General features: G+C 51.8%; 18 protein-coding genes. 7 read left to right on the top strand and 11 right to left on the bottom strand.

The features are described 5' to 3' along the window. Window positions 1-29 precede the first annotated feature (29 nt). The 8 genes from BJJ97_RS12595 to BJJ97_RS12560 form a co-directional block, all read right to left on the bottom strand. Complete coding sequence (locus BJJ97_RS12595; protein ID WP_095994144.1) at window positions 30-527, bottom strand: TlpA family protein disulfide reductase; 498 nt, start codon at window positions 525-527, stop codon at window positions 30-32. Continuing rightward, on the bottom strand, window positions 514-1,230 hold the full coding sequence (locus tag BJJ97_RS12590; protein ID WP_095994143.1) for an ABC transporter ATP-binding protein: 717 nt from the start codon (window positions 1,228-1,230) through the stop codon (window positions 514-516). The genes BJJ97_RS12595 and BJJ97_RS12590 overlap by 14 nt, the downstream gene beginning before the upstream one ends. A gap of 4 nt (window positions 1,231-1,234) precedes the next feature. After that, window positions 1,235-2,374 (bottom strand): ABC transporter permease, encoded by a 1,140-nt coding sequence (locus BJJ97_RS12585; RefSeq protein ID WP_167385197.1) that lies wholly within the window; start codon window positions 2,372-2,374, stop codon window positions 1,235-1,237. Then, window positions 2,364-3,653 carry an ABC transporter permease gene (locus BJJ97_RS12580; protein ID WP_095994142.1) on the bottom strand — a complete coding sequence of 430 codons (1,290 nt, stop codon included), beginning with the start codon at window positions 3,651-3,653 and terminating at the stop codon, window positions 2,364-2,366. The genes BJJ97_RS12585 and BJJ97_RS12580 overlap by 11 nt, the downstream gene beginning before the upstream one ends. 2 nt (window positions 3,654-3,655) lie before the next feature. Beyond that, window positions 3,656-5,053: a Fe-S-containing protein gene (locus tag BJJ97_RS12575; protein WP_095995365.1), complete on the bottom strand. Its 1,398-nt coding sequence runs from the start codon at window positions 5,051-5,053 to the stop codon at window positions 3,656-3,658. Between the two features lie 154 nt (window positions 5,054-5,207). Continuing rightward, a complete protein-coding gene (locus BJJ97_RS12570; protein ID WP_010285198.1) occupies window positions 5,208-5,735 on the bottom strand; it encodes an iron transporter in 528 nt (175 codons plus the stop codon). Window positions 5,736-5,855: 120 nt separating this feature from the next. Next, window positions 5,856-7,760: an FTR1 family iron permease gene (locus BJJ97_RS12565; protein WP_095994141.1), complete on the bottom strand. Its 1,905-nt coding sequence runs from the start codon at window positions 7,758-7,760 to the stop codon at window positions 5,856-5,858. A 481-nt stretch (window positions 7,761-8,241) separates the two neighbouring features. After that, entirely contained in the window at window positions 8,242-9,921 is a 1,680-nt protein-coding gene (locus BJJ97_RS12560) for a methyl-accepting chemotaxis protein (RefSeq protein ID WP_095994140.1), read from the bottom strand. Between the two features lie 601 nt (window positions 9,922-10,522). Here BJJ97_RS12560 and fdhF point away from each other — a divergent pair. The 4 genes from fdhF (at window position 10,523) to BJJ97_RS12540 (ending at window position 17,649) form a co-directional block, all read left to right on the top strand. Beyond that, window positions 10,523-12,673, top strand: a complete 2,151-nt coding sequence (fdhF, locus tag BJJ97_RS12555) for a formate dehydrogenase subunit alpha (RefSeq protein WP_095994139.1) — start codon at window positions 10,523-10,525, stop codon at window positions 12,671-12,673. A gap of 689 nt (window positions 12,674-13,362) precedes the next feature. Next, on the top strand, window positions 13,363-14,676 hold the full coding sequence (locus BJJ97_RS12550; protein ID WP_095994138.1) for a CitMHS family transporter: 1,314 nt from the start codon (window positions 13,363-13,365) through the stop codon (window positions 14,674-14,676). 108 nt (window positions 14,677-14,784) lie between these two features. Further along, a complete protein-coding gene (locus BJJ97_RS12545) occupies window positions 14,785-15,678 on the top strand; it encodes a GntR family transcriptional regulator (protein WP_039311991.1) in 894 nt (297 codons plus the stop codon). 666 nt (window positions 15,679-16,344) lie between these two features. Next, window positions 16,345-17,649 (top strand): dicarboxylate/amino acid:cation symporter, encoded by a 1,305-nt coding sequence (locus BJJ97_RS12540; RefSeq protein ID WP_039484279.1) that lies wholly within the window; start codon window positions 16,345-16,347, stop codon window positions 17,647-17,649. 105 nt (window positions 17,650-17,754) lie between these two features. Here BJJ97_RS12540 and hypT read toward each other — a convergent pair whose 3' ends face one another. Then, complete coding sequence (gene hypT / locus BJJ97_RS12535; protein WP_010285882.1) at window positions 17,755-18,654, bottom strand: hypochlorite stress DNA-binding transcriptional regulator HypT; 900 nt, start codon at window positions 18,652-18,654, stop codon at window positions 17,755-17,757. A 239-nt stretch (window positions 18,655-18,893) separates the two neighbouring features. Between hypT and cuyB the strand changes: the two genes are divergently transcribed. Continuing rightward, window positions 18,894-19,610 carry a cysteate racemase gene (cuyB, locus tag BJJ97_RS12530; protein WP_095994137.1) on the top strand — a complete coding sequence of 239 codons (717 nt, stop codon included), beginning with the start codon at window positions 18,894-18,896 and terminating at the stop codon, window positions 19,608-19,610. Window positions 19,611-19,778: 168 nt separating this feature from the next. On the opposite strand, the gene BJJ97_RS12525 is transcribed toward cuyB, so the two are convergent. Together BJJ97_RS12525 and BJJ97_RS12520 are read right to left on the bottom strand one after the other, a co-directional pair. Further along, window positions 19,779-20,723, bottom strand: a complete 945-nt coding sequence (locus BJJ97_RS12525; protein WP_095994136.1) for a polysaccharide lyase — start codon at window positions 20,721-20,723, stop codon at window positions 19,779-19,781. Between the two features lie 225 nt (window positions 20,724-20,948). Next, on the bottom strand, window positions 20,949-21,764 hold the full coding sequence (locus BJJ97_RS12520) for a MetQ/NlpA family lipoprotein (protein ID WP_095994135.1): 816 nt from the start codon (window positions 21,762-21,764) through the stop codon (window positions 20,949-20,951). A gap of 261 nt (window positions 21,765-22,025) precedes the next feature. On the opposite strand from BJJ97_RS12520, the gene BJJ97_RS12515 reads away from it, so the two are divergent. Both BJJ97_RS12515 and BJJ97_RS12510 read left to right on the top strand, forming a co-directional pair. After that, a complete protein-coding gene (locus BJJ97_RS12515) occupies window positions 22,026-22,655 on the top strand; it encodes a response regulator transcription factor (RefSeq protein WP_010285873.1) in 630 nt (209 codons plus the stop codon). Between the two features lie 3 nt (window positions 22,656-22,658). Then, window positions 22,659-24,236, top strand: coding sequence for an MASE1 domain-containing sensor histidine kinase (locus tag BJJ97_RS12510; RefSeq protein ID WP_095994134.1), 1,578 nt, complete (start codon window positions 22,659-22,661; stop codon window positions 24,234-24,236). Window positions 24,237-24,321: the final 85 nt, after the last annotated feature.

The following is a 24,321-nucleotide window of genomic DNA, read 5'->3' as shown; positions in this document are numbered from 1 at the left end:
GCCTGACAGGCTGTGAAAATAGCCGGTCTTTATGTCCGGCTTGCCAGCTTCTGAAACAGTTCGGTCAGCTGTGCTTCATCCCTTGCGCCCTGATGCTGATCGGTCACCTTGCCGTTGGCATCAATAATAAACGAGGTTGGAGTGCCGCTGACCTGGTAGCGCTCTTTGGTAATGCCCAACTGATCGCGCACCACCGGATAGGTCACCTTGTGGTGCGCCAGCATCGAAGTGATATCTACGCCGTCAGGGTCGGTGTTAACCGCAACCACCACGACTTTATCGCCATACTCCTTGCTCAGCTTCTCCAGCGCGCCCATTTCGATCATGCAGCCACCACAGCCCGATGACCAGAAATTCAGGTACACGCTTTTCCCCTGCCAGCGCGACAGATCCACCTGCTGCCCTGCTAGATCGTAGGCCGCCAGCGCCGGTGCCTGCGCCCCGACGCTAACCTGTTCTTCCTTACAGCCGCTTAGCGCCACTACGCCCAGCAGGCACAGTGCAGTAATCCCGTTACGCCATTTCATGATGATTCACCTCTTCACCGAAATACTTGCCGTGTTGCAGGCGGATAATGCGGTCAGCAAACCGACCTAACTCAGGATTGTGCGTCACCATCACAATGGTGCGCCCCTGCCGATGCAGATCTTTCAGCAGATCCAGCACCCGCCGTTCATTCTCTTCATCCAGATTCCCCGTCGGTTCATCGGCGAAAATCACCGGAGGCTCATTCACCAACGCACGGGCGATACACACGCGCTGCTGCTCACCGCCGGAAAGCTGGCTCGGTAAGTGATCGACGCGATGCGCCAGCCCAACCTGTTCCAGCACGCGCTGCGCCGCCGCTTCATCCACCACGCTGTGGTAATGCTGCGCCAGCATCACGTTTTCTAATGCGGTCAGAAACGGAATCAGGTGGAACTGCTGGAATACCAGCCCAATTTTATCGGCCCGGAACTGACGTCGCCCTTCTTCATCCAGCCCAGCGGCATCGACGCCGTCCAGCAGTACCTGCCCTTCACTCACCGTATCCAGACAGGTGAGAATATTCATCAGCGTGGTTTTACCCGAGCCGGACGCGCCCATGATGGCGACAAACTCGCCGCGCGCGATGCGGATATTGATGTCCTCCAGCGCGGTAACCTGACCAAAGCGTTTATAGAGCTGGCGAGTTTCAATCACCGCCTCCGCTGCCTGCGCCCCTTCCTGCGCGTTCACCTCTACAGACATCGAGCTACTCTCCTTTCAAGACTTTGGCTGGTTCGACGTAGATCGCCCGCCGAGTGGGAACTACAGCCGCAACGGCAGCAACCAATAACGATAGCACCAGCGTGAGCGGGAACACTGGTAACCGCAGCGAGATCGTCGCGTTGAAGACGGCCATCCCCAGCACCTGTGCCAGCAGATAGCCCAATAGCGAACCGCATAACACGGCCGCCAGCGCGATGATGCCGGTTTCCGCCAGCATCTGCCGGATGATGTCTCGTCCGCTCGCACCCAGCGCTTTCTGTAGCGCAAATTCGCGGGCGCGTTCGCCGACAATCGCCATCAGCGTCGTGTTCACACACAGGGAAGACAGCACGAGAATCACCGCCGATACTAGCCCCATCAGCCCTTTGATTTTATTCAGCACCTGACCTTCCGACGCCGACACCTTCAGGATCGGGCGGATCTCCAACTGCGGATACTGCTGCTGAAGTTGGGCAGCGAAGCGATCGACCTGCCCCAGATCGTTGCTGACGCTCAGCAGCGCATTACTGATCGCGCCCTCTTTATCCAGCCACTTTTGCGCCAGATCCAGATTCACGATCAGCATGTTGTCCGTCGCATCGCCGGATTCCACGATGCCTTTGATCTGCAACCGCTGCTTCCCGCCGTCCCCCACCAGCGTGATGCTGTCGCCAACTTTGACGTTCAGTCGTTCCGCCAGCTTCACCCCGATCATGGCATTACGGTCATCGAAGCTGACGCCAATCCAGTTACCCGTGACCTGCCAGTACGGTGCCAGCTGTCGCAGCGATTCGAACCACACACCCATCAGCACCACTTTCTCCAGCTCCGTACGCGCCATACCGTATAGATAAGGGCTGGACGCATTGATTAACCCAACCGGTGCGTTATCGATAATTGGCTGAAACGTACTCTGTGGAATCGTATTGCCCCGCGCCGGACCGATATAAAAATTCGCGCCGAAGGTGCGCAGTTCCTGACTCATCTTGGCGTTAATGTCGAAATAGACGGCAGACATCGCCGTCACAATTGCCGCCCCGACCATCAGCGCCGCGAACACCACGCTAACGCGCTGCATACGCAGCCGCAGCGCGCGGAACACCAGCCGCCAGAACATGCTGTTCATCCAGCCATTAGCGCCCATACAGCACCTCCACCGGATACAGTTTGGCGATCCGGCGCGCCGGGAACCACGTTCCGATGATGGCGATCAGCATTGAGATCACCAACACGCAGGGAATCACTATCCACGCGAAGCTCAACGGTACGCCGAACAGCATCAGGCCAATGGCTTTCGCCAGCCCCCAGCCGGCAACGCAGCCCGCGATCCCACCAGCCAACCCGCTCAGCGCCGCTTCGAGATAAAACAGCAGCATGACCTGCCACTGACGCGCCCCTAGCGCTTTCATCAGCCCGATCTCTTTGGCCCGTTCCATAATGGTGCTGGTCATCAGAGAGGCGATCCCCATCGCTGCCGCCACCAGCGCGGCGAAGGTCACCACCGCCAGAAGCAGCTGGATCTTGTCGATCACCACGCCTTCCGACGCGGCGACCTGCCAGATAGGACGCACCACCGAGCCAGAAATGGCTTCTTCCAACTGGTGCGCAATCGAAGAGACATACGCGGTGCAGTACCAGAGGTCGTACTCTTCGGCATTCAGCGCTTCCAGATTTTCCCGCGCTCGGCGCGACAGTTCGTTTTCCGGCACGGTCAGCGCCGATACGCGAATCGCCTGAATTTTACCGGCTAGCCCCAGTAGCGATTGCACCGTTGCCAGCGGCATCACCAGACGGCTTTCTTCATCACCGCCGCTGCTCAGAATGCCGCTCACCTCTACCGTTGCGTCGCCTTTTGCACCGTGCAGCGCAAGTTTATCCCCGACTTTCCAGCCCGTTTGCGCCGCCAGCTGTTTTCCTACCAGCGTTTGCGCCGCCTTTTCCGTCGTCACCAGTTCCTGCGGCCACTGCCCGGCCACCTGCCAGTAAGGGCTAACGGTCATTTGTCCCGTGCGATAGTCTTCTTCATCCGGCACGGCGACAGGCTGAGAAAAGAAGGTGCCCAGCACGGCAACCGGCTGCCCCTTGATCTCGACATCACCACTCAGCAGTGGCGCAAAGCCGACAATGTTATTGCGCCAGAAGATATCTTTGATGTTCGGCAACTCGGCCTCATCGAGAAAATCCTGCCCTTCCAGCGGATTGCTGCGCTCGCCAAACAGCGCGGGTAGTGCCGCTTGCCCTGCTGGTTCAATCAAAATATTCGCGCCGTAAGATTTCAGCTCACGCGCCATTTTGTCGCCGATGTCGATGGACACCGCCAGCAGCGCGGAGATCAGTCCTGCCGCCAAAAACACGGTTAGCACCGCCAGCGATTTACGCCGAATATTTCTGCGCCAGGACTGACGTAACAGTCGCCACAGCATGATTATTCCTCCTCAGCCTGCTCGCCAGCCGCCGCTTTGGCAGTGGCAAATTTCGCGGGACTTTCGCGGAAGCGGTTATAGTTGGCCTCCGACGAGAAGAAGTACGTTTTACCGCCGTAGCGATATTTATGTTCCGCACTCACGTTGGTCAGTTTGGAGCCATCAACCGGGTCGATAACCTCCATCGACACCACCGTCGAGAAGTAGTTAGTACCTGCCGCCAGTGACGCTCGTCCAATCACCAGTTCGTTATCGTCGTTGCTCCACCCTTCAATCGGCACCGGATTACAGCCGCCCGCTTTCCCGATAGAAGGAATGAAAATATGCACGCCGCAGGCGACACAAATAACCTGATTGCCTTCCATCACGTAGCCCTGATCGCCACACAGTAGGCAGGCATCAAACACCACGCCCAGACGCAGGCGATCGGGATAGCGGTTAATGATGAAGAAGCGCACGGCCTTGCCGTCATCAGCAATCCATACGAAGCGATGCAGCTTGCCATCACGCACTTGCTCAATCGGAATATGCACTTTGCCATCGGCCGCCAGTGTCACCGGCTGCGCTTCCGATAGACGAGGCGGCTGCGACGCGACCTTGTCCCAATAGAGCTGGGCCAACACCACCACCAGCAGCGCCGTGACCGTCGCCAGCAGCGTGCGGCGCAGCGTGCGATAGCCTGCCGTGGCTTTACGCTTTTCAATCGCCTCGTGCGTGGCCAGCATCTGGCGATGCGCATGCCGCAGCGGCAAAACCAGCCCAGCAGCCAACGCCGCCATGAACAATGCACTGAGGTAATTTAATAAATACGCGCTGTTGGTGACGTGTGCCACATAGCTCAGGCGCGGCTTGGTGAGCCCCAGCGCCTGTAACTTCATCAACAGCAGTAGCAAGTTGCCGCTTATCGGCAACAGCAGAAGTGCGACCAGCAGCGCCAGCAGTGGCCAGCGCAGTAAACGAATGCGGCGCACGATCATGCCGCACAGCGCAGCACAGAACACCAGCCAGCCAAACGCCAGCAGCACGGCGCTGAAATTCAGCAGCAGATCGGTATTCACTACATGGGTGGTCGTCAGCGCGGTCAGATTGGGATCGTTGCCCCAATGCACCGCCGCGCCCGCCACCAGCAGCACCTGCCACAGATAGCCAATACGCGGGTGGGAAAAACACTGACAGGCAAGAAACAGGATCAAGGCCAGCGCCTGAAGCGCCGTAAAGCCCAGCAGAAACGCCTGTCCGTTAGGAAAATGCACGCCAATAAACGTACCGGCGAACAGCGCCAGCAGCGTGGTCCAACCCAGCGATCTGACTGTCGGCGTGGAACGATGGCTCCAGTTCAGCCCCAGCAATAGCGCTATCGGCAGGAAGGATTGAAGTGTCGTGATAAAGAAATAACTCATATTCTCGTCATACTTCACGTTGCAGGTGCGTTGGTTGAGCGTGATACCGGGTGGCATCAGTACACGAACCGAAAAATCGCCGCCTCTGCGAGCCGCGATAACGACCCACAGAGGCGTGAACATGGCCGCGACAGAACATCGCGGACAGAAGACCTTATTCTAAACCGACGTATTTGAAATCAAAGCTGACATCAAATGGTTTCCACCAGCGGCCTACGCCCGTTTCACCATCGGTGTGACGGTGCATACCGGCTTTTGATGGTGGATCGATGTGGTAAGTTACTTTGTAGTTACCCACGCCCATCATTTTGATGTTCGCGCCGTAGTGCGGGCCATCGCTGGCCACCATCGGCATGAAGGTGCCTTCCTGCTTCGCACCGGTATCGGTGTTAGTCAGGGTGTACGCGATGGTCAGGAACGGCATCCACTCACCGGCACCGAAGCCATTCTTGTTACCTTCAGCGGCGTGAATATCGGCTTCCAGATGGATGTCCGCTTTCGCAGCTGGCAGCCCCATGCCACGCGGTTCCATATCGATAGGTTGCAGATAAACAGCGGCAATTTCCATTTCGTTCATGGAAACCGGCTCACCTGCTGGGTATTCTTTAAACGCCAGCGCGGCAGGCGCAGTGAAAATACCGGCAATAACGGCACCCGCAATCAGACTTTTTTGCATATTCATCAAACCCATCCTCATCTCAGTCGTCCCTCCTCGCTTATTTTGCTAAGCGATTGGGGTTGTTATGGTTATTTGCTGCTCTTATTGCTTTCAGTATTAAATTAACGTCGGATGCCTTCTTTATCAGACGGCAGACGCCCTGCGCCGCATCACCCATAGAGCGATTAACGCCGCGACCACCAGCACACCCTGTGGAATCAGCGTTTCCACATAAGGATAAATCCCCAACCCGCTGATTTCCGGCACGCCGGTCAGCAACGTCGGTTCAAACAGTTTGCCTTCGATCAGCTCCAGCACGCCTTTACCCGCAAACACAAACGCCATCAGGTACATAAAGCAGCCGGTAAACATGAAGAACGGCTTCAGCGGCAGTTTGACGATGGTATAGCGCATCACGAAATAGGCGATCAGCAGGATCACACAGCCGATGGCAAACCCGGCCAAGATAGAAAGGTGCCCCGCCATGTTGCTGGCATCACCGACCAGCGCGTAATAGAACAACACCGTCTCCGCGCCTTCGCGGTACACGGCCAGAAAGCTGGTTAGCCATAGGCCAATCATGGAGCCGCTGCTTAGCGAATGGGACAGCTTACCTTCCAGATAAGCCTTCCAGTGCCGCGCTTCCACTTTGGACAATAGCCAGTAGCTCATGAAGAACAGCATCACGACGGCAATCAGCATCGTAATACCTTCCAGCAGCTCACGGCTGGCACCGGAATTGGTGAACACGAGTTGGAAAATAACGGCGGTAATCACGCTACACAGCAGCGCGACGTAAACCGACTGGCGAATCAGCGGCAGCTTGTCCTGCTGATTGTTTTTCACCAGATAGGCCACGATCGCCGCCACAATCAGCAAGGCTTCCAGCCCTTCGCGCACAATAATCAGCAGGCTGTAGATCAACAGGCTCCAGTGGGTTTCGCCGCCGTCGCCCAGCATGGTCACTGCCTTGGCCAGTTCCTGCTGTAGCGCGTCAGCCTGCCCTTGCAGCTGCTCCGCAGGCTGCTTGGCGTTCATCAGGCTCACCAGACGGGTGAAATAGCCTTCCAGCGTCGATTTGAACGCCGCATCGCGAGAACCAATTTTGTTCTCCATGCCAGTGGCTTCAAACAGATCGAAATAGGTGTCCTGCACCGCCATGATGGCGGGTTTGACCTGACCCTGACGGTACTGCGCGATCGCAGCGGCAATAGCCTGATTAATATCGTCGGCGACTTTCGCCCAATTCGCATCCGGCACGGCACCGCTATCAGCGTTCACGGCAGGTGTTGCCGTCGCCTGCTGGCTGTCGCGCGTTGTCGGCAATCCCGGCAGGACGTCTTCGATATCCTGCAACAGCGTAGTAACCCGATAGGCGACATCCGTCAGTTGATCGGGTTGACTGGCTAGGGTAATCAGTGCGGAGAATTGTTGATTAATGGACGCTGCCTGCTGCGCTGAGCGATTCTGCCTGACCGACATCTCCATTTCAGAGTTTTTAAAGCCCTGATAGTGCGCCTGTTGCACGCTCAGGCTGGCCTTTTTGTAATCGCCAGCCTGATATTCAGTCACAGCCTGCGCGAGTTGGTCATCAATAATTTTGAAACTCTGCTGCCAGTACGGCGCGATCTCAGCATTGTCATAGGCACCGTGCTGCTCCTGTGCGACCAGCTTGTGCCCTTCCGACAGCACCGGCAGAACGGCATCCAGTTCGCCCTTCAGCCAAGAGATTTTCGCCTGTACCTCGGCCTGCGGCTTTCCTTCGCCAATCATGCGGCGAATTTCACCGAAGGTCGCTTCCAACTGATAGCTTTTTTGCGCGGAAATGTTGATACGAATGGGGCCTTCAAGGTTTTCAAACACCTCGAAATAGGCCATCTGAACTTCGGTGCGGGCATCATCCGGCTTTTGCTGCTCATAGAGCTGAGCCGTTTTATCCAGCCGAGTTTCGATATCTTGAATAAATGAGGCGTAATCGGTCGCAGCAACTGCCACTGAACAACTCAACAGCCAACACAACACGAGAAGCGTTTTTTGCCAGATAGACATAAGCGAGTAATGAAGCACAAATGATATTTATTCTTATTATCACTTTGAAGTCGCTATCTGTCTTGATTTACGTCACGAAAATATAAGCAACAACCACTTTAGTATGTAACAAATGATTTCAAATTTGATTTAATGCCAATAAATTCCGCTTTATTTCTATAACCCCAGAAAAGCATGGCTTTTTGATCTAAAAAACGGCAAAAAATCGCCACAAAAATAAAGCAATAATTATGCCAATATTTAAAACAACCTATTCCAAGATCAGAGACATCCGTCTTAAAATAGCATTTCTTTACATTAACACAGTCAGATTTACAGAGAGAAATGCCCTTTTCTCTCTGTAATCCAAGGCATTACACGTGTTGACGTTCAAGCGATAATCCGCGATAAACAGAACCGTGCAGACTCCTTTCCGCCCAGTTCGGCCAGCCTCATGGCAATCTTGCGTTCAACGTCTGCCACGCATTTAACCCACAGTGGATCAGAATTTTTCCCATCCCTCACCGTTACGGCCATGTGCCGACAGTAGCGGCGTGGAGCCCTGCCCAACCGCGCGATGAACGGGGGCAGCGACCGCCTGACGGGAAAAAGACATTGTCGGATCGCAATCTGAATCCAGATCGAACACATCCACCACGGCGGACAGCTCGCTGCTTTGTTCGTCCAGACGCGCAGCCGCTTCTGCCGATTGCATCACCAACGTCGCATTCTGCTGCGTGACGGTGTCCATTTCGTGCACCGCCTGACTAATCTGCGTAATACCACGCGTTTGCTCATCCGTTGCCGCCGCAATTTCACCAATCAGATCGTTCACATGCGAAATGGAGGCGATAATTGCCGTCATCGCCTCACCGGACTGTCGAACCTGCCCTGCACCGGTTTCAACGCGCGAAACCGATTCCGCAATCAGCGCCTCAATCTCTTTCGCCGCCTGCGCACTGCGCTGTGCCAGTGTGCGAACCTCGCCGGCCACCACGGCAAATCCTCTTCCTTGTTCACCTGCCCGCGCCGCTTCAACCGCCGCATTCAGCGCCAGAATATTGGTCTGGAACGCGATGCTGTTAATCACCGAGGTGATATCGGAAATTTGTCGGGAACTGGCGCTAATGCCATCCATCGTCGTCATCACGTTGCTGCTGATATTCCCGCCTTTTTCCGCCATATCCGCCGCATCCTTCGCCAGCTTACGCACCTGATGCACGTGGTCAGTGGTTTGCCGCACCGTGGAGCTAATCTCTTCCATGCTGGCCGCCGTCTGCTGTAGTGCTGCGGCCTGCTGTTCTGTACGGCTGGAAAGATTATCGTTGCCATCCTTAATGCTCGACGTCCCGTTGTTGATTTCCGTCGTGCTCTGCCGGATGACCGTCACCGTATCGCGCAAACTTTTCTGCAATTTCTTAATATCGGGAATCAGTCGGCCCGCACAGTTCTTGCCGAACTCCGCCAGCTCACAGCCTAAACGCCCCGCAGTAAGCTGTGCCAGATGAGATTTGAGTACTGAAATCGGAATAACCAGATAGTTCCTCAAATAGTATTCAGTGAAAATCAACACGATGAGGCCAATCACCATCACGGCAATTAACGAATTACGATTTTGGGTATTGTGTTCATTCACGGTTGGAATCAACGAGGAAGCGGTAATGTTGTCCGAATAGCGTTTGATATCTTCACCAAACGTCAGGCTAATCGGCGGATAAACAGAGCGAAATATCTGTCGGAATCCTTCGTAATCATTGCGTTGTAGCGCCGCATTCATCGGATCAATCGCGGTAGCAATCAGGATGCTCCACGTTTTGTTTACCGCCTCAACCGTGGCTGATTCAACACCAACGTGTTCCGCAGCCTGGAATTTCTCCAGCGAGTCTTTGGTATTTTTTAGCGCAACCTGTGCCATTTCCAACGTCTTTTGGGCGTTTTCTGGCTCGTTACGCTGTAAATAATCCATCGTTCTTTCCATACGAGTTACGGCCCGAAAATATTGATCGGTTCCATAGACCAGATGGGAATACGTTTTTCGCTGAGTCTCACTTTTATCAAGTAAATGGGTGACCTGATAAAGCGAATAAAGACTGAATCCTGATGCCACTCCCCACGCCACTAGCAGGGAAGCGACGATGAACAGCACCATTACTTTTATGCTGGCATTTCTTAGAAATTCCATAATGCACTCCGCGACGTTAACAAATATTTCCCGCCCGCACGCTCTGTCGGAAAAGTATTTACTTTTTACTCATGACGGTGCCGCCCGTTGTCTCGCGCCTTTATCCCACGCGATCTAACAGACGTTCTGGAATTCCCTGATTCATGCCCCATTAGATGGGAAATTACGCTAAAAAAATTAACGAATAGAATGCGTTATCTTCCTTGAGATGCCAATTTCCATTGTTTTAAACAGCCGACAGGCATGGCTACCCCAGCCCAGTCGGTGGCACATATGCCCGTCATCCTTCAAGTTGCGTGTGCGTTGGCTGCGTTCACTCACCCGAATTATTTAGGACATAGAGTTAATATCGTCAAAAACAGTATAGGCATTAACGGATAAAGAGGATGAATCCGCGATAACCTATTTTCCAGACAAATGTCCTATGGAAAAAGGTCGCGGCACTCAACGCGTTAGGACGATTTATCATCGCGCTGAGCATGACCACGATCAGTAAATTAATTTTCTTTATCGGTGATTATCGAAGGTTAGACAACTGCATCAACACCCGCCATAGGAATGCAGTTCTTAACGATCCAAGACTCGGCTTTGGAGAATAATCATGCAGAAAGTGCTTACCGTCTGTCCGTATTGCGGGTCAGGCTGCAAAATTAACCTGCTGGTAGAGAACGGCAAAGTGGTTGGTGCGGAAGGGGCAAACGGCGTCACCAATGAAGGTGAGCTGTGCCTGAAAGGCTATTACGGCTGGGATTTTCTCAACGACACGAAACTTCTGACACCGCGTTTAAAGCAACCGCTGATTCGACGCCAGAAAGGTGCGCCCTTTGAGGCCGTATCTTGGGATGAAGCGATCGGCTTCGCCAGTTCCCGTCTGAAAGCGATTAAAGAGAAGTACGGTGCCGAGTCGATTATGCACACCGGCTCGTCACGCGGTCCCGGTAATGAAACCAATTACGTGATGCAGAAATTTGCCCGGGCGGTCACTGGGAATAATAACGTCGACTGCTGCGCCCGACTCTGCCACGGCCCTTCGGTTGCCGGGCTACAGGTTACGCTGGGCAACGGCGCAATGAGCAACTCTATCTGCGAAATCGAAAAAACCGACTGCATCCTGATTTTTGGCTACAACGCCGCAGACTCACACCCCATCGTGGCACGGCGGATCCTGAAAGCCAAAGCACGCGGGGCAAAAATCATCGTGTGCGATCCGCGCCATATTGAAACCGCCCGCATCGCCGATCTGTGGCTGCCGTTGAAAAATGGCTCCAACATGGCATTGGTCAACGCGTTCGCTAACGTACTGATTAACGAAGGCCACTACGATAAAGCGTACGTCGCCCGCCATACCGAAGGCTTCGAGGAATTCAGCCAGACCGTCGCGAAATACACGCCGGAGTACGTCGCTGACATCACCGGACTGCCGCCGAAATTGATTCGCGACGCGATGCGGATCTATGCCGCCGCACCGTCCGCCACCATTCTATGGGGAATGGGCGTGACGCAGTGGGGTCAAGGCGTTGATGTGGTCAAAGGGCTGTCTGGCTTAGCACTGCTGACTGGGAACCTGGGCCGTCCAAACGTTGGCGTCGGGCCGGTGCGTGGGCAAAACAATGTGCAGGGCGCCTGCGATATGGGTGCGCTGCCCAATATGTTCCCCGGTTATCAAAACGTCACGGATAAAACGGTGCTGGCGAAATTTGCCGATGCCTGGGGCGTGCCTGCACTCTCCGACAAAATTGGCTACTCGCTGACGGATCTCCCGCACAAGATAAAAGAAGGGAAAATTCGCGCCAACTATGTGATGGGCGAAGATCCGCTGCAAACTGAACCGGACCTGTCGATGCTGCGCGATGCGTTCAACGAGCTGGACTTGCTGATCGTGCAGGACATCTTCATGACCAAGACCGCCGCGATTGCCGATGTGATTTTACCCGCCACCTCCTGGGGCGAGCACGAAGGGGTCTATACCGCCGCCGATCGGGGCTTCCAGCGCTTTTATAAAGCCGTGGAACCACAGGGCGATGTCAAACCCGACTGGGAAATCATCAGCCTGATGGCAACGGCGCTCGGCTATCCGATGCACTATAACAACACGCAGGAGATCTGGGACGAGCTGCGAGAACTCTGCCCGCTGTATTACGGCGCGACCTACGAGAAAATGGCGGGGCTGGGCTATGTGCCGTGGCCGTGCCCGACAGAAGACAGCCCCGGCACGCCGTGGTTGTACGCAGGCAACCACTTCGATCGTCCCGGCGGGAAAGGCTTGCTGCTCACGGCCGAATGGCGACCGCCGATGGAGCTGGTGGATGAGGATTACCCGCTGGTCTTATGCACCGTGCGCGAAGTTGGCCATTACTCCTGCCGTTCCATGACGGGCAACTGCACGGCATTACAAACGCTGGCGGATGAACCGGGCTACGTGCAGGTTAGCCCGCACGACGCAGAACGTTTAGGCATCCACGACCAGCAGCTCGCTTGGATCTCGTCACGACGCGGCAAAGTGATCTCTCGCGTTGCCGTCAGCGAGCGCATCAATAAAGGTGCCGTCTATATGACCTACCAGTGGTGGATCGGTGCCTGCAATGAACTGACGCTGGATCATCTCGATCCGGTATCTAAAACACCGGAATACAAACACTGCGCCGTTAAGCTGGGGGCTATTGACGATCAGCAGGCAGCCGAAAATTATGTACAGCAGGAATACAGCCAGTTGAAAGATCGGCTGCGCAGCACCGCAGAAAACGTCAGTTAATCTCTCTTACCTGAGCCGCCGCGAGCCTAAGTCATTAGATAAAAGCCGTGGCGGCTTAGAAAATGCCGAGGGTTTAGACACCGTTTAACTCTCCTCACCGATAATGCCTTTATTCTCTGCCTCATCTTGTAAAATTTCATTAATGAAAATGGATGAATTTCCGTTAATCGATAATAATTTTCTACGCAGCAATTAAATTTTCACACCTCTGTTTATTTTTTAAAATTATGTTGCTATCACCGCCCTTTCCCTCGCCCAATTGTTTTTTATTCCAATTTAGCGCAATTTGCGTTTCATTTTACAATGCTTTAATTTGTTTTTAACAAAAAGAGCCCCCTTGTAGCGGCAGTTATCAAGTCGATTAAAATAATTATTAAACAATCGGTTAGATGAACGCTGATGGGGATAAAAGGAATATTATTATTGCTCGCATAGAGGTCGTTTATGTTACCGATTACCGTTACCTTATCGCTCCCTCATTATCTATCCTTTATTATTCGTCTCGACCCTGGAAGCTAACCCCCGCTTTTAATTCGTATTCTCCTGAACGTCGCTGACGTCGGGAAATAAGCTAATTTCATCCCTTTCGATATGCGGTTATAAAAAACCGCACGGCTTCTTTCACCCTAAATTTGCCGAAAGAAAGGCAGTAAGTTATTCAGAATATAATAAAAAACAGGAGATTCACTGTGCTCACTATTCTCGGTTTCTCTATGGTCATCTGCTTTATGTACCTGATCATGACCAAGCGGATGTCTGCGCTGATCGCGCTGATTCTTGTCCCTACGCTGTTCGCACTGGCCGCAGGTTTCTATCAGGGGCTGGGTGCGATGATGCTGGACGGCATCAAAACGCTGGCACCAACCGGCGTTATGCTGACATTTTCTATTCTCTACTTCGGCATCATGATCGATGCGGGGCTGTTCGATCCGCTGGTGCGCTTCATTCTCCGCCTGGTTAAAGGCGATCCGCTAAAAGTGTTGGTCGGCACCGCCGTATTAACCTTGATGGTCGCGCTGGATGGCGACAGTACGACGACCTATATGATCGCAATTGCCGCCTTCCTGCCGCTCTATCAGAGGTTGGGGATGAACGTGCTCGGGTTGACCTGTCTGGTTAACATCGCCAGCGGCGTGATGAACCTTTCCCCTTGGGGCGGCCCGACGGCGCGTGCCGCCGCCGCATTACGCGTTGATGCACTGGATGTTTTCCTCCCCATGCTCCCAGCGATTATTTTAGCCAGCCTGACGCTGGTCGGCGTGGCCGTGTTCCTGGGTCTACAGGAGCGCAAACGGCTGGGAATCATTGATGTCAGCAACTTCCAGAATGCTTCGATCAATCTGGGCAACGGCAGTGACGAAGAAAGCGACGCCAATCGCCGCCCTAAAATGTTCTGGCCTAACTTTATTCTGACCACCCTACTTCTGGTGTTTCTGGTGATCGGCATTCTGCCTATTCAAGTGCTGTTTATGGTCGGCTTCGCTATCGCCGTCATGCTCAACTATCCCAAGTTGGAGGAGCAAAAAGCGCGGATCGGCTCACACGCCGCTAACGTGCTCGCGGTGACATCGCTTATTTTCGCCGCTGGGATCTTCACCGGGATTTTATCCGGTACGGGCATGGTGGATGCCATGGCGAAGAGCCTGTTGCAGGTGATACCAGAAAGTTTCGGCCCGTATCTTGCGGTGTTCACCGCGCTCATTAGCCTGCCGTTTACTTTCTTGATGTCCAACGATGCGTTCTATTTCGGAATCTTACCCGTTATCGCCCAGACGGCGGTCAACTATGGTATTACCCCAGAGGAGATCGCCCGTGCGTCGATTGTCGGCCAGCCGTTCCACCTTCTCAGCCCGCTAGTGCCATCGCTCTATCTGCTGGTCAGTCTGGCAAAAGTGGACATCGGCGATCACCAACGCTTTGCAATCAAATGGGCGATTTTTGTCAGCCTGTCGCTGCTGGTCGGTGGTATTGTCTTCGGCGCATTTCCGTTCTATCACCAGTAAAACAGGGTTGCTCCGGCTTGGCCGGAGCCTTCTCTACTGGCAGGCAAGCCGTGCTGACAAGAACATAAAGATTCCTCGTAACACCCTAAACGACATAGCAGGATAGCCATGGCTTTAACTCCCCTACAGACAAGGATTGTCAGACAGATTGTCGCCTACATTCGCCGCGAGCAGCTGCCGCCTGGCGCTCATCTGATCGAATCGTCGCTGGCGCAGGTATTGAACGCCTCGCGCACGCCGGTCAAGGTTGCGCTGCTGTATCTGACGGAAAAAGGCATGCTGCATTACCACCGCAATCGGGGGTTTTATCTCGACCGTCATGCCCATGAATTAGGGCATCTGGTCACCGAATTAGCCGCCAGCAGCGAAGAGCCGCTCTACCGGAAGATTGTCGATATGCGCCTCTCCCGTCGGTTGCCGGAGCAGTTTTCAGAAGTGGATTTGATGCGAGAATGTCAGGTATCCCGCTCCGTACTGCGTAACGTCCTAACGCGTATTCAACAGGAAGGTTGGCTGGAATTCCGCACCGGTCAAGGCTGGCGAACCACGCCGATTATCGATTCCGTCACGGCCTATGAGGAAAGTTTTACGTTCCGCCTGCTGGTCGAGCCGCTCAGTCTGCTGTCACCGCAGTTTCGTATCGATCAGCACACGCTCAATGCCTGTCGTAAACAGCAGGAAGACATTCTCAATGGGGGTTACCTGACGCTCACACCGCATGAAATGTTCGATGCCAATACGCACTTTCATGAAACGCTGCTTGCCTGTAGCGGCAACCGCTTCGCCCACCATAGTTTGCAACGAATCAATCAGTTACGGCGTTTGGTGGAATATCGACAAGGGAGTCCAGCCTTCAATCCCAAGCGGTTGGAACAGATTGCAGAGCATCTGGCGATTCTGGATTTCCTGCAACGGGGAGAGATCGAAACAGCGGCAGACTGGATGAAGAAACATCTGGAGAAAGCGTGTCACGATAAAGTCAGCATCGATCTTTTTCGGTGAAATAACCAACAGCGAGGTCTCAAATCATCAGTAACATATGTTTAAAAAATAAAAAACACCATTTTAAACGCCCTAAACGCCCAATTAGTTACAAACAGAAACACATAGAACAATAATTAAACTTCAGATCAACAACGAAAAAATAAAACATAGAGACAAAAAAACAAAGTCACGATTTAAATAATTAAAAAATTAATTTTTTTATAAAAAATCATGTATATAAACTTTTCGTTAATTGTTCTTTTATTTTTACTTAATCTTTAAGTAATTCACCATCTGTTTTATTGATGTATCGCCACATATCATTAGCAACACTACTTCAACACCTTGACTCATCTGATTTTATCTGCAAAAAACCAACTTAAACCATTGTTTAATAATAACTTAATAGAAATATCACGATTTACACGATCTGCGCATCACATCCCTATTTATCATTACAAGCGACATGGACATGCATTTTTCGCATGACAAAGATCACAATTACATAACAATCCGCAGAAAAAAAATGTAAAAAACAAGAATCGTTGTAATATCGGCGGGCAGACACAACACCCCAATAACAGGTTCGGGTGAGGAATTGGTGTATTCAGGGAAAGCACCAACCATCCATCACGCGGCAATAATATTGTGTTGTCTGAATCAATTCATCAACATGAGGTTTATATGCAAAGGCAGAAGTTACTTGTACAGATAGTCTTGGCTATCGTCCTGGGAATATTAATCGGCTGGGCTTGCCATCAATATCTTGACGGCAGTCGAGCAAAAGAAGTTGCATCTTATTTCAACATGGTTACCGATATCTTCCTGCGCCTGATTAAAATGATCATCGCGCCACTGGTCTTCGCTACGCTGGTTTCCGGCTTGGCAAGCATGGGAGGAAACTCTTCTGCCGTTGGTCGTATCGGTATGAAAGCGATGATCTGGTTTGTCAGCGCCTCGTTCATTTCCCTGCTCATCGGTATGGTCTTCGCCAACCTGTTCCAACCTGGCGGAGGCATGAATCTCGAAATCCCCGCACAGCATATTGCAACAGGCCTGAACACCGACAGCTTTACGCTTAAGAGCTTCATCAGCCATATCTTCCCGAAAAGTATCGTCGAAGCGATGGCGAACAATGAGATCCTGCAAATTCTGGTATTCTCTCTGTTCTTCGGCTCCGCGCTTGCCTATGTAAAAGGCAAAAACAAGCACGCGACCACGATCATCTCCCTGATCGAAGAACTGACCAAAGTGATGTTCCGCGTGACCGACTACGTGATGGCGCTGGCCCCTATTGCTGTCTTTGCCGCAATCGCTTCCGCGATTACTACGCAAGGTCTGGGCCTGCTTTACGACTTCGGTAAACTGATCGGTGAGTTCTACCTCGGTCTGGCCGTACTGTGGGGCGTTCTGTTCCTGGTTGGTTACCTGTTCCTGGGCAAAGGCATTGTTAGACTGGCGAAGCTGATTCGTGAACCTACCATGCTGGCTTTCGCCACGGCGAGCAGTGAATCTGCATACCCGAAAACCATGGAAGCGCTGACCAAATTCGGCGTGCCGAAAAAAGTCACCAGCTTTGTGCTGCCGCTCGGTTACTCGTTCAACCTCGACGGTTCTATGATGTACCAGTCCTTTGCGATTCTGTTTATCGCACAGGCTTACAACATCGACCTGAGCGTTACTGAGCAAATCCTGATCCTGCTGACGCTGATGATCACCAGTAAAGGGATGGCAGGCGTAGCGCGTGCTTCTATCGTAGTAGTTGCCGCAACGCTGCCGATGTTCAGCCTGCCGGAAGCCGGTATCCTGCTGATTATCGGTATCGACCAGTTCCTGGATATGGGTCGTACTGCAACTAACGTCATCGGTAACAGTATCTCTACCGCTGTTGTGGCCAGTCTGGAAAAAGACATCCACGATGATGAGGAAGAGGCTACCGACGAAGTCGTCGCCTATAAGGAACCTCAGCAGGCTACGCAAAATAGCTAATGCTGAGTGAGTGAATTCGTTATCTATAGCGGCCTTCGGGCCGCTATTTTTTTATCTCTCGTTGCCAGTCCACGTTTCGTTTCATCATCTGCATGGTCACGACGTTTAGAGTCCAGATGCTGATGACAGCCCTTTCATGTAGCGCCAGAATTTCTCAGAAGCCACGTTCAACCGCGCATCGAGGCGATAGAGATAAACGCCCATGCGGATCACGGCATTTTCCATGCTCAGGATCGTCAGCTCTTTGTTTTTCAGCTCTTCCTGAATGGAATAGTCAGGTAGCCAGGCAATACCATAACCTTTCTTCGTCATACGTTTGAGCAAGTCGCTCATGGAAGAGACGAAATTGACCGTAAACTTATCGCTGTCGACGCTAGATAAGTAGCGGCTGACCTGACGCCCCATGTAGCTCGTCTCGGTATAGTTGAGTAGCGGTACCGATGAGGCGCTAACATCAAACAGCGGCTTCCCTGCACTATCACACGCGCAGACCGGATAAAGCCGGGACTCCAGTATCTTCTCATGCATGAAGGGCTCCCCCATCAGATCCTCATTGTAGAATGAGAAAATGAAGTCACTGCGCCCTTCTTTGAGATTCAGCACCGCTTCATCGACATCGATCGATTCGACATAGAAGATTTTTTCCTGCGGATCCGGCACGTCTTTTAACAGCTCAGGCATGATGAATACCGACAGCGAATGCGCCGCGGCGATGGTGATCTTATTCTTGTAATTGTCTCCACCGTGCAGCTTATTGAGCTGATACTCCAAGTCATCCAGCGTATTGCGGATATAGGCGTGGAACACGCGCCCCTGCTCGGTTAGCTGTAGTGGCAACGCGCTACGGTCGAAAATATCAAAGCCAACCGCCGCTTCCAGCGCCTGAATTCGCCGACTGAATGAGGACTGAGAGATATTCCGCTTCTCGGCCGCCAGCGTAAAACTCCGGTGCTCTTCCAGCACGATAAAATCATACAGCCACTTGGTTTCGATATTATTCAGCATCGTCCCTCACTCAAAACGCTCAGCGCCATGTTTTCGCTCCCTATGCCAACGTTCTATATTTGCCAACGTCCTGCATCGCCAATAAAGAGGCTTCCCACCAAACGCGGTTAAAACCAATAAAAGCATAGGGATGCCAATAGTTATGCAAATCATACATAGCAGATGGGAATTTAGCAATTCACATTGCCCGGCAGTGTGCGATTATCCTTTTAATTTCATAATGCTACAGGGTTAACAGCATGAACAGTCTCGTGGGAATTCTTGGTGGTATGGGGCCGGGTGCGACCGTCGATGCGATGCAAAAACTGATCAAAAACACGCCAGCGTATCGGGATCAAGACCATATTCCGATGATTGCGGTTTCTATTCCTGATATCCCTGACAGAACGAAATGCATTCTCCAGCACAGCGCGTCACCGCTGGATAAAATGCTGCAATATATGAAAATTCTCGAAAACGCGGGCGCTGAATGCATCATTATCCCGTGCAACACCGCGCACTATTGGTTTAATGACTTAAAAAAACAGTGCCGTGCAGAAATGATCAGCATTATTGATGTGACCTGTCAGGCGATTAAAAATGCCAACACCACCCGCGTCGGCCTGTTAGCGACGACGGCGACGGTCAAAGCGAGAATTTATCAGGACAACCTGACTACCGATAATATTGAGTGCTACACGCCGGATGATGCAGACCAACACCAGGTAATGGAAAGCATCTACGCGTATAAATCCGGTGATATCGCCGGCGCCTATAGCATGTTGTCGCCGGTAAAAGATCGCCTGTTGCAGGCTGGCGTTGAGAAAATTATTCTGGGTTGTACCGAGCTTCCCCTGATTCTGGAGCAGGAAATCAGAACATCACCACAACACTATGTCGATGCAACGGAAGAGTTAATTAAGAAAACGGTCGAGTGGTATTTTACTCACAGTCCGAGAAATGATATCGCCGCTTAATTTTTTAACGAAGTTATTATATTTCGTTGAATAAAAAACAATAACTATGCCACTCGACATGAATGAATTTTCCGAGTGGCATAGTGCGATAGACTCAGTATTTAATACATTTCACTTCACAATAAAATACTGCGAACATAGGAACATAATTCACTATACGTTCAACGATTACGATGGGAATTTCAGCGCACTATTTTGCGCGCCGGAATTAGAAACCACCCAGGATTTCGCCGCCGACGTGGTCATCAAACTGTATGAATAGTTAGATGACGCCGTCCATTTAGCCGCGGGAGATTTACTCGCCACCGCAGCTGGTGAACTGCCATTATCCGTAAAGGTTGAACCATTGCCTTTATCGTCAACCATTCCTTTCTTTTCCGCACCGGTACCAAATACGTTACGCTCAGAAAGTACATTGGCATTCTGCGCAACCGTAAAGGCCAGGTTGAATTTATTGACGTAGTTATTGAAGACGTGGAAATAACCATAACGCATCAGGCCTGGTGCACGAACCTGAATATTTTCGTAATAGTTATGGCAGATAGTCAAACGCGGATAGCCATTGTAAGCGCTGTTATTATCATCTGCCGGATGGCCGAAGATGCAACCATATTTATGGTTTGAGAATAAGCAGTTACTGATCGTGATGTAATCCGCCTTTTCACCGATATAAATCAGTTTATCGAGGCTACCGTCGTTATCACTCCACGTATGCCCAGGCCATGAACAGTGGTCCACCCAATATCCCTTACCGTAATTCAAATACAGCTGGATATCGTCATTATCTTTGATGCCAACATCATGTTTAAAAACCAGATTTTGGAAAATGACGTTAGATGAGTTGCTCTCGGCACGCAGGTGGATATTGGTCAGTACATTAGCGCCACCGAAAGAACCGACGATGGTTTTATTGCTGCCAAAGACCACCTTGGTCAGTGCTGATGCTTTCAGCGATTTTTCCACCACCACGACTGCCTTTGTCGAACCACTTACCGCAGACTTAAACTCAGCCAGCGACGTTACCTTTACAACTTTACCGCCCGTTCCTCCGGTAACTTTTGCTGCTTTTGCAAAACCAATAAGCCCAGTAAGATTTGTTGTTGGATAAGCCATAAATATTCCTTTTTACAATGAGTGAATAATAATGTCTTCCAGCGTCTTATTTAATAGAGACTAAATAAGACGCCTCCGACAATTAAAAATTGTATATAAAGGATTTCATTATGCTTATTAATCGAGTTTAATAAAAAAAACAACCTTGCGAATAATTCAATGCCAAATTAATACGCTGCCATCTTTTAGTAAAATGGCAGCACCATGATTATCACATTATTATCATTACCAGCCTTTTACCGCTCCGCCATTAAAAATACGGTTCGCAGCCTGTTCAACTTCATCAGACTGATAGGCCTGAATAAATTTCTTGACGTTTTCCGCCTCTTTATTATTTTCACGAGTCACAATAATATTCACATACGGTGACTCTTTATCCTCAATAAAAATACCGTCTTTCGTTGGCGTTAAGCCCGTTTGCTGAATATAGGTCGTGCTAATAATCGCGACTGTCACTTGCGGATCGTCCAGCAAACGCGGCAACTGTGCCCCTTCCACTTCCATAATACGTAGGTTGTGCGTGTTGGTCGTAATATCCAGCACCGTCGGTAATAAGCCTGTATCAGGCTTCAGCGTAATTAATCCGGTTTTCTCCAGTAATAACAGCGCGCGTCCCAGATTCGTAGGATCGAAAGGAATCGCGATGGTGTCGCCAGCCTTCAGATCGTTGATATTTTTAATCTTCTTCGAATAACCCGCCATCGGGAAAACGAAGGTATTTCCTACCGCCACCAGCTTATAACCGTGTTCGCGGTTTTGCTGTTCCAGAAAAGGACGATGTTGAAACACATTCGCGTCCAGATCGCTTTTATCCGTCGCCTCGTTCGGCAATAGTGAGCCGCTGAACCCCACCAGCTCGACATCCAGACCATATTTCTCTTTTGCCACTTTCTTCGCGACGTCGGCGACGTCCTGTTCCGCACCGTTAATCACACCGACTTTAATGTGGTTGGCAGAATTGCTTGCGCTATCGCATGCCGTCAACGCCATCGACGCCGTGACCATTCCCGCCACCAGCGCTATACGCCATTTCTTCATCATTCTGATTCCCTGATATCGTAACTATATCGTTTTTGTAACTACATTGATTTGTAACTACATGGAGTTAAAGAGAAAAACAGTATGTTTCTCGATTAACCGAGTCAAATAACTCCGCGTTCTATCAATATGCCTTTCATCATTCGGTCAATAAAGAGTGATATATCTGTTAAGCCGATTCCATTTTACTTATCTGCTATTGCTCGCCTCTTGATTCCCCCGCATTATGACGTTTTGATGACCTTGAATTCACACGGCGAAACCATGATTAATGTGGCTTTGGTTGACGATCACATCGTTGTACGGTCTGGCTTTGCACAGCTTCTGACATTAGAAAATGACATTCAGGTTGTTGGACAATATGCTTCGGCGGCGCAGGCGTGGCCCCATCTACTCAAACAGCCGATTGACGTTGCCGTGATTGATATTGCCATGCCGGATGAAAGCGGCCTGTCGCTATTAACCCGCCTGCGTCAGCAGCGCCCCAATTTTCGCGCCATTATTCTGAGTATTTATGACACCACTGCATTTGTACAAAGCGCGCTGGATGCAGGCGCAGGCGGCTATCTCACAAAGCGCTGTGGCCCAGAAGAGTTAGTGCAGGCGGTTCGCGTGGTCAGCAGCGGTGGCCTTTACTTGTGTGCCGATGCACTGCACGCCATTCGCCATCAGCAGCAGCCACCGAAGGAGTTGCTGGCGCTAACGCCGCGCGAGCGGGAAATATTCAGCCTGCTGATCAACGGGATTAGCGTAAAAAGCATCGCTGAACAGCTCGAGCTCAGCCATAAGACCGTTCACGTTCACCGCGCCAATATTCTCAGTAAATTACAGTGTGAATCCACGGTAGAGCTGGTGCATTTTGCGCTGCAACACCAACTGCTGGCAGGGAAGTAAATCATGCGCCGCCTGCACGTCATCGGCATGACGCTGTTTCTGGCTTTTTTTTATAGCCTGATTTGGCTGGCGCTGTGGACCATCAGTTTCTATTTGAGCAACAACGGCCAGCAGGCAGCGCTGCTGTTACCGCAAGGGCTGCGGCTGGCGTTGATGATTTTGCTACCGCGCAAATACTGGCCAACCTTGCTGCTTGCGGAAATCGCCATCCAGAGCTGGCTTATCAGCGAGCAGCTTATCACGCGTTCGCTGCTGCTACTTTCCCCGTTCCTCAGCCTGATTCCGGCCATCATCACGCATAAAATCTGGCATCGCTATACGCTTTATTGGCAACGACTTCTGCTGTTGCTGGCGGCGCTGACGCTCAATACCGTTCTGCACGGCATCGCCATCGGCCCCTGGTTACACTCGCAGCTGACGCAAACGCTGCTGGCGACGTTTACCGGCGGCGTCCTGCTGATTCCGTTCATGTATCTGCTGTACGAATACATCAAACAGCAGCACTTGCAGACATTGCTGGCACAGGAGATCCCCGATCCGCCGCTGCGTACCTCGCTGCTGATTTGGTGCTCGCTGTTTTTTTCTATCGGCGTTTGCCTGCAAATGACGTTCACGCCTGAGATGGAACGCCTGCTGCTGATTTTCGTTTTTCTGCCTAACGTGGTCATGGCGTATAAATTCGGCTGGCAAGGCGGCGTGCTCTCCGCCGTACTCGGCAGCCTGATGATTGCCGTCACGCGTCAGGTGAGCGGTGCCTTCGACGATCTACGCGAGCTGGAACTCTTTCTTTCTACGCAGGCGCTGCTCGGCATTGGGCTGGGTATCGCGATAAGCCGTCAGCAACAGCTGGCACAGCGGCTCCAGCGCTATCGTCATCAGTTGGAGCAGGAGTTGAAAACCCGGCGGCAGCTCATGGAGCGCATCATCCATACCGAAGAGGCCGTGCGCAAAGACATCGCGCGCGAACTGCACGATGACATCGGCCAAAACATCACTGCCATTCAGATTCAGGCCATGCTGGTGAAACACAGCGCACCAGCCGATGCAGCTCAGCATGCCGCCGGACAAATCAGCGAGCTGTCGCGGCGTATCCACCACACCACCCGCCAGCTTCTGCGCCAGCTGCGCCCGCCGGTGCTGGATGAAATGGTGTTGGATAAAGCGCTGCATCATCTGGCGGACGAATTTGCCTTCTCGGCTCGCGGTATCCAGTTTCAGTTGGATTATCAGCTCCCCACGCCTCCACATGATGACGTGGTGGTTTTCACCCTTTATCGACTGGTGCAGGAGCTGCTGAACAACATCAACAAACACGCCAGCGCCACGCAGATTACGGTTCGACTTTCCCAGCAGGATGACCTGATTACGCTCGACGTTATTGATAACGGCGTGGGCATCGCACAAAAAGACAGCTCGCATCCGACAGGCGGCGGTTTCGGTCTGCGGGGCATCGAGGAGCGCGTACAGGCGTTGGGCGGTAACTGGCTGGTAAAAGCTGCCACCATTGGCGACTCTGCCACGCCGCACGGTACGCACATAATTGTTAACCTGCCCACAAAATTTAAACAAAAAGACGATTAGCTAGGAATTATTCCTAGTCATCTAAAACCTTGTCTCATCCTTTTTAATTCACATCCCCCTACTCTTCTCTCAACGCGACGGAGAA

Source organism: Pectobacterium polaris, from assembly GCF_002307355.1.
Taxonomy (GTDB): Bacteria; Pseudomonadota; Gammaproteobacteria; order Enterobacterales; family Enterobacteriaceae; genus Pectobacterium; species Pectobacterium polare.
The sequence above is the reverse complement of the archived record's forward strand: the minus strand, read 5'-3'. Positions and strand labels throughout refer to the sequence as shown.

Excerpts from the sequence above, each read along its gene's own strand:
- BJJ97_RS12595 (WP_095994144.1), bottom strand. The coding sequence starts at position 527 with ATGAAATGGCGTAACGGGATTACTGCACTGTGCCTGCTGGGCGTAGTG.
- BJJ97_RS12590 (WP_095994143.1), bottom strand. The coding sequence starts at position 1,230 with ATGTCTGTAGAGGTGAACGCGCAGGAAGGGGCGCAGGCAGCGGAGGCG.
- BJJ97_RS12585 (WP_167385197.1), bottom strand. The coding sequence starts at position 2,374 with ATGGGCGCTAATGGCTGGATGAACAGCATGTTCTGGCGGCTGGTGTTC.
- BJJ97_RS12580 (WP_095994142.1), bottom strand. The coding sequence starts at position 3,653 with ATGCTGTGGCGACTGTTACGTCAGTCCTGGCGCAGAAATATTCGGCGT.
- BJJ97_RS12575 (WP_095995365.1), bottom strand. The coding sequence starts at position 5,053 with ATGAGTTATTTCTTTATCACGACACTTCAATCCTTCCTGCCGATAGCG.
- BJJ97_RS12570 (WP_010285198.1), bottom strand. The coding sequence starts at position 5,735 with ATGAATATGCAAAAAAGTCTGATTGCGGGTGCCGTTATTGCCGGTATT.
- BJJ97_RS12565 (WP_095994141.1), bottom strand. The coding sequence starts at position 7,760 with ATGTCTATCTGGCAAAAAACGCTTCTCGTGTTGTGTTGGCTGTTGAGT.
- BJJ97_RS12560 (WP_095994140.1), bottom strand. The coding sequence starts at position 9,921 with ATGGAATTTCTAAGAAATGCCAGCATAAAAGTAATGGTGCTGTTCATC.
- fdhF (WP_095994139.1), top strand. The coding sequence starts at position 10,523 with ATGCAGAAAGTGCTTACCGTCTGTCCGTATTGCGGGTCAGGCTGCAAA.
- BJJ97_RS12545 (WP_039311991.1), top strand. The coding sequence starts at position 14,785 with ATGGCTTTAACTCCCCTACAGACAAGGATTGTCAGACAGATTGTCGCC.
- BJJ97_RS12540 (WP_039484279.1), top strand. The coding sequence starts at position 16,345 with ATGCAAAGGCAGAAGTTACTTGTACAGATAGTCTTGGCTATCGTCCTG.
- hypT (WP_010285882.1), bottom strand. The coding sequence starts at position 18,654 with ATGCTGAATAATATCGAAACCAAGTGGCTGTATGATTTTATCGTGCTG.
- cuyB (WP_095994137.1), top strand. The coding sequence starts at position 18,894 with ATGAACAGTCTCGTGGGAATTCTTGGTGGTATGGGGCCGGGTGCGACC.
- BJJ97_RS12525 (WP_095994136.1), bottom strand. The coding sequence starts at position 20,723 with ATGGCTTATCCAACAACAAATCTTACTGGGCTTATTGGTTTTGCAAAA.
- BJJ97_RS12520 (WP_095994135.1), bottom strand. The coding sequence starts at position 21,764 with ATGATGAAGAAATGGCGTATAGCGCTGGTGGCGGGAATGGTCACGGCG.
- BJJ97_RS12515 (WP_010285873.1), top strand. The coding sequence starts at position 22,026 with ATGATTAATGTGGCTTTGGTTGACGATCACATCGTTGTACGGTCTGGC.
- BJJ97_RS12510 (WP_095994134.1), top strand. The coding sequence starts at position 22,659 with ATGCGCCGCCTGCACGTCATCGGCATGACGCTGTTTCTGGCTTTTTTT.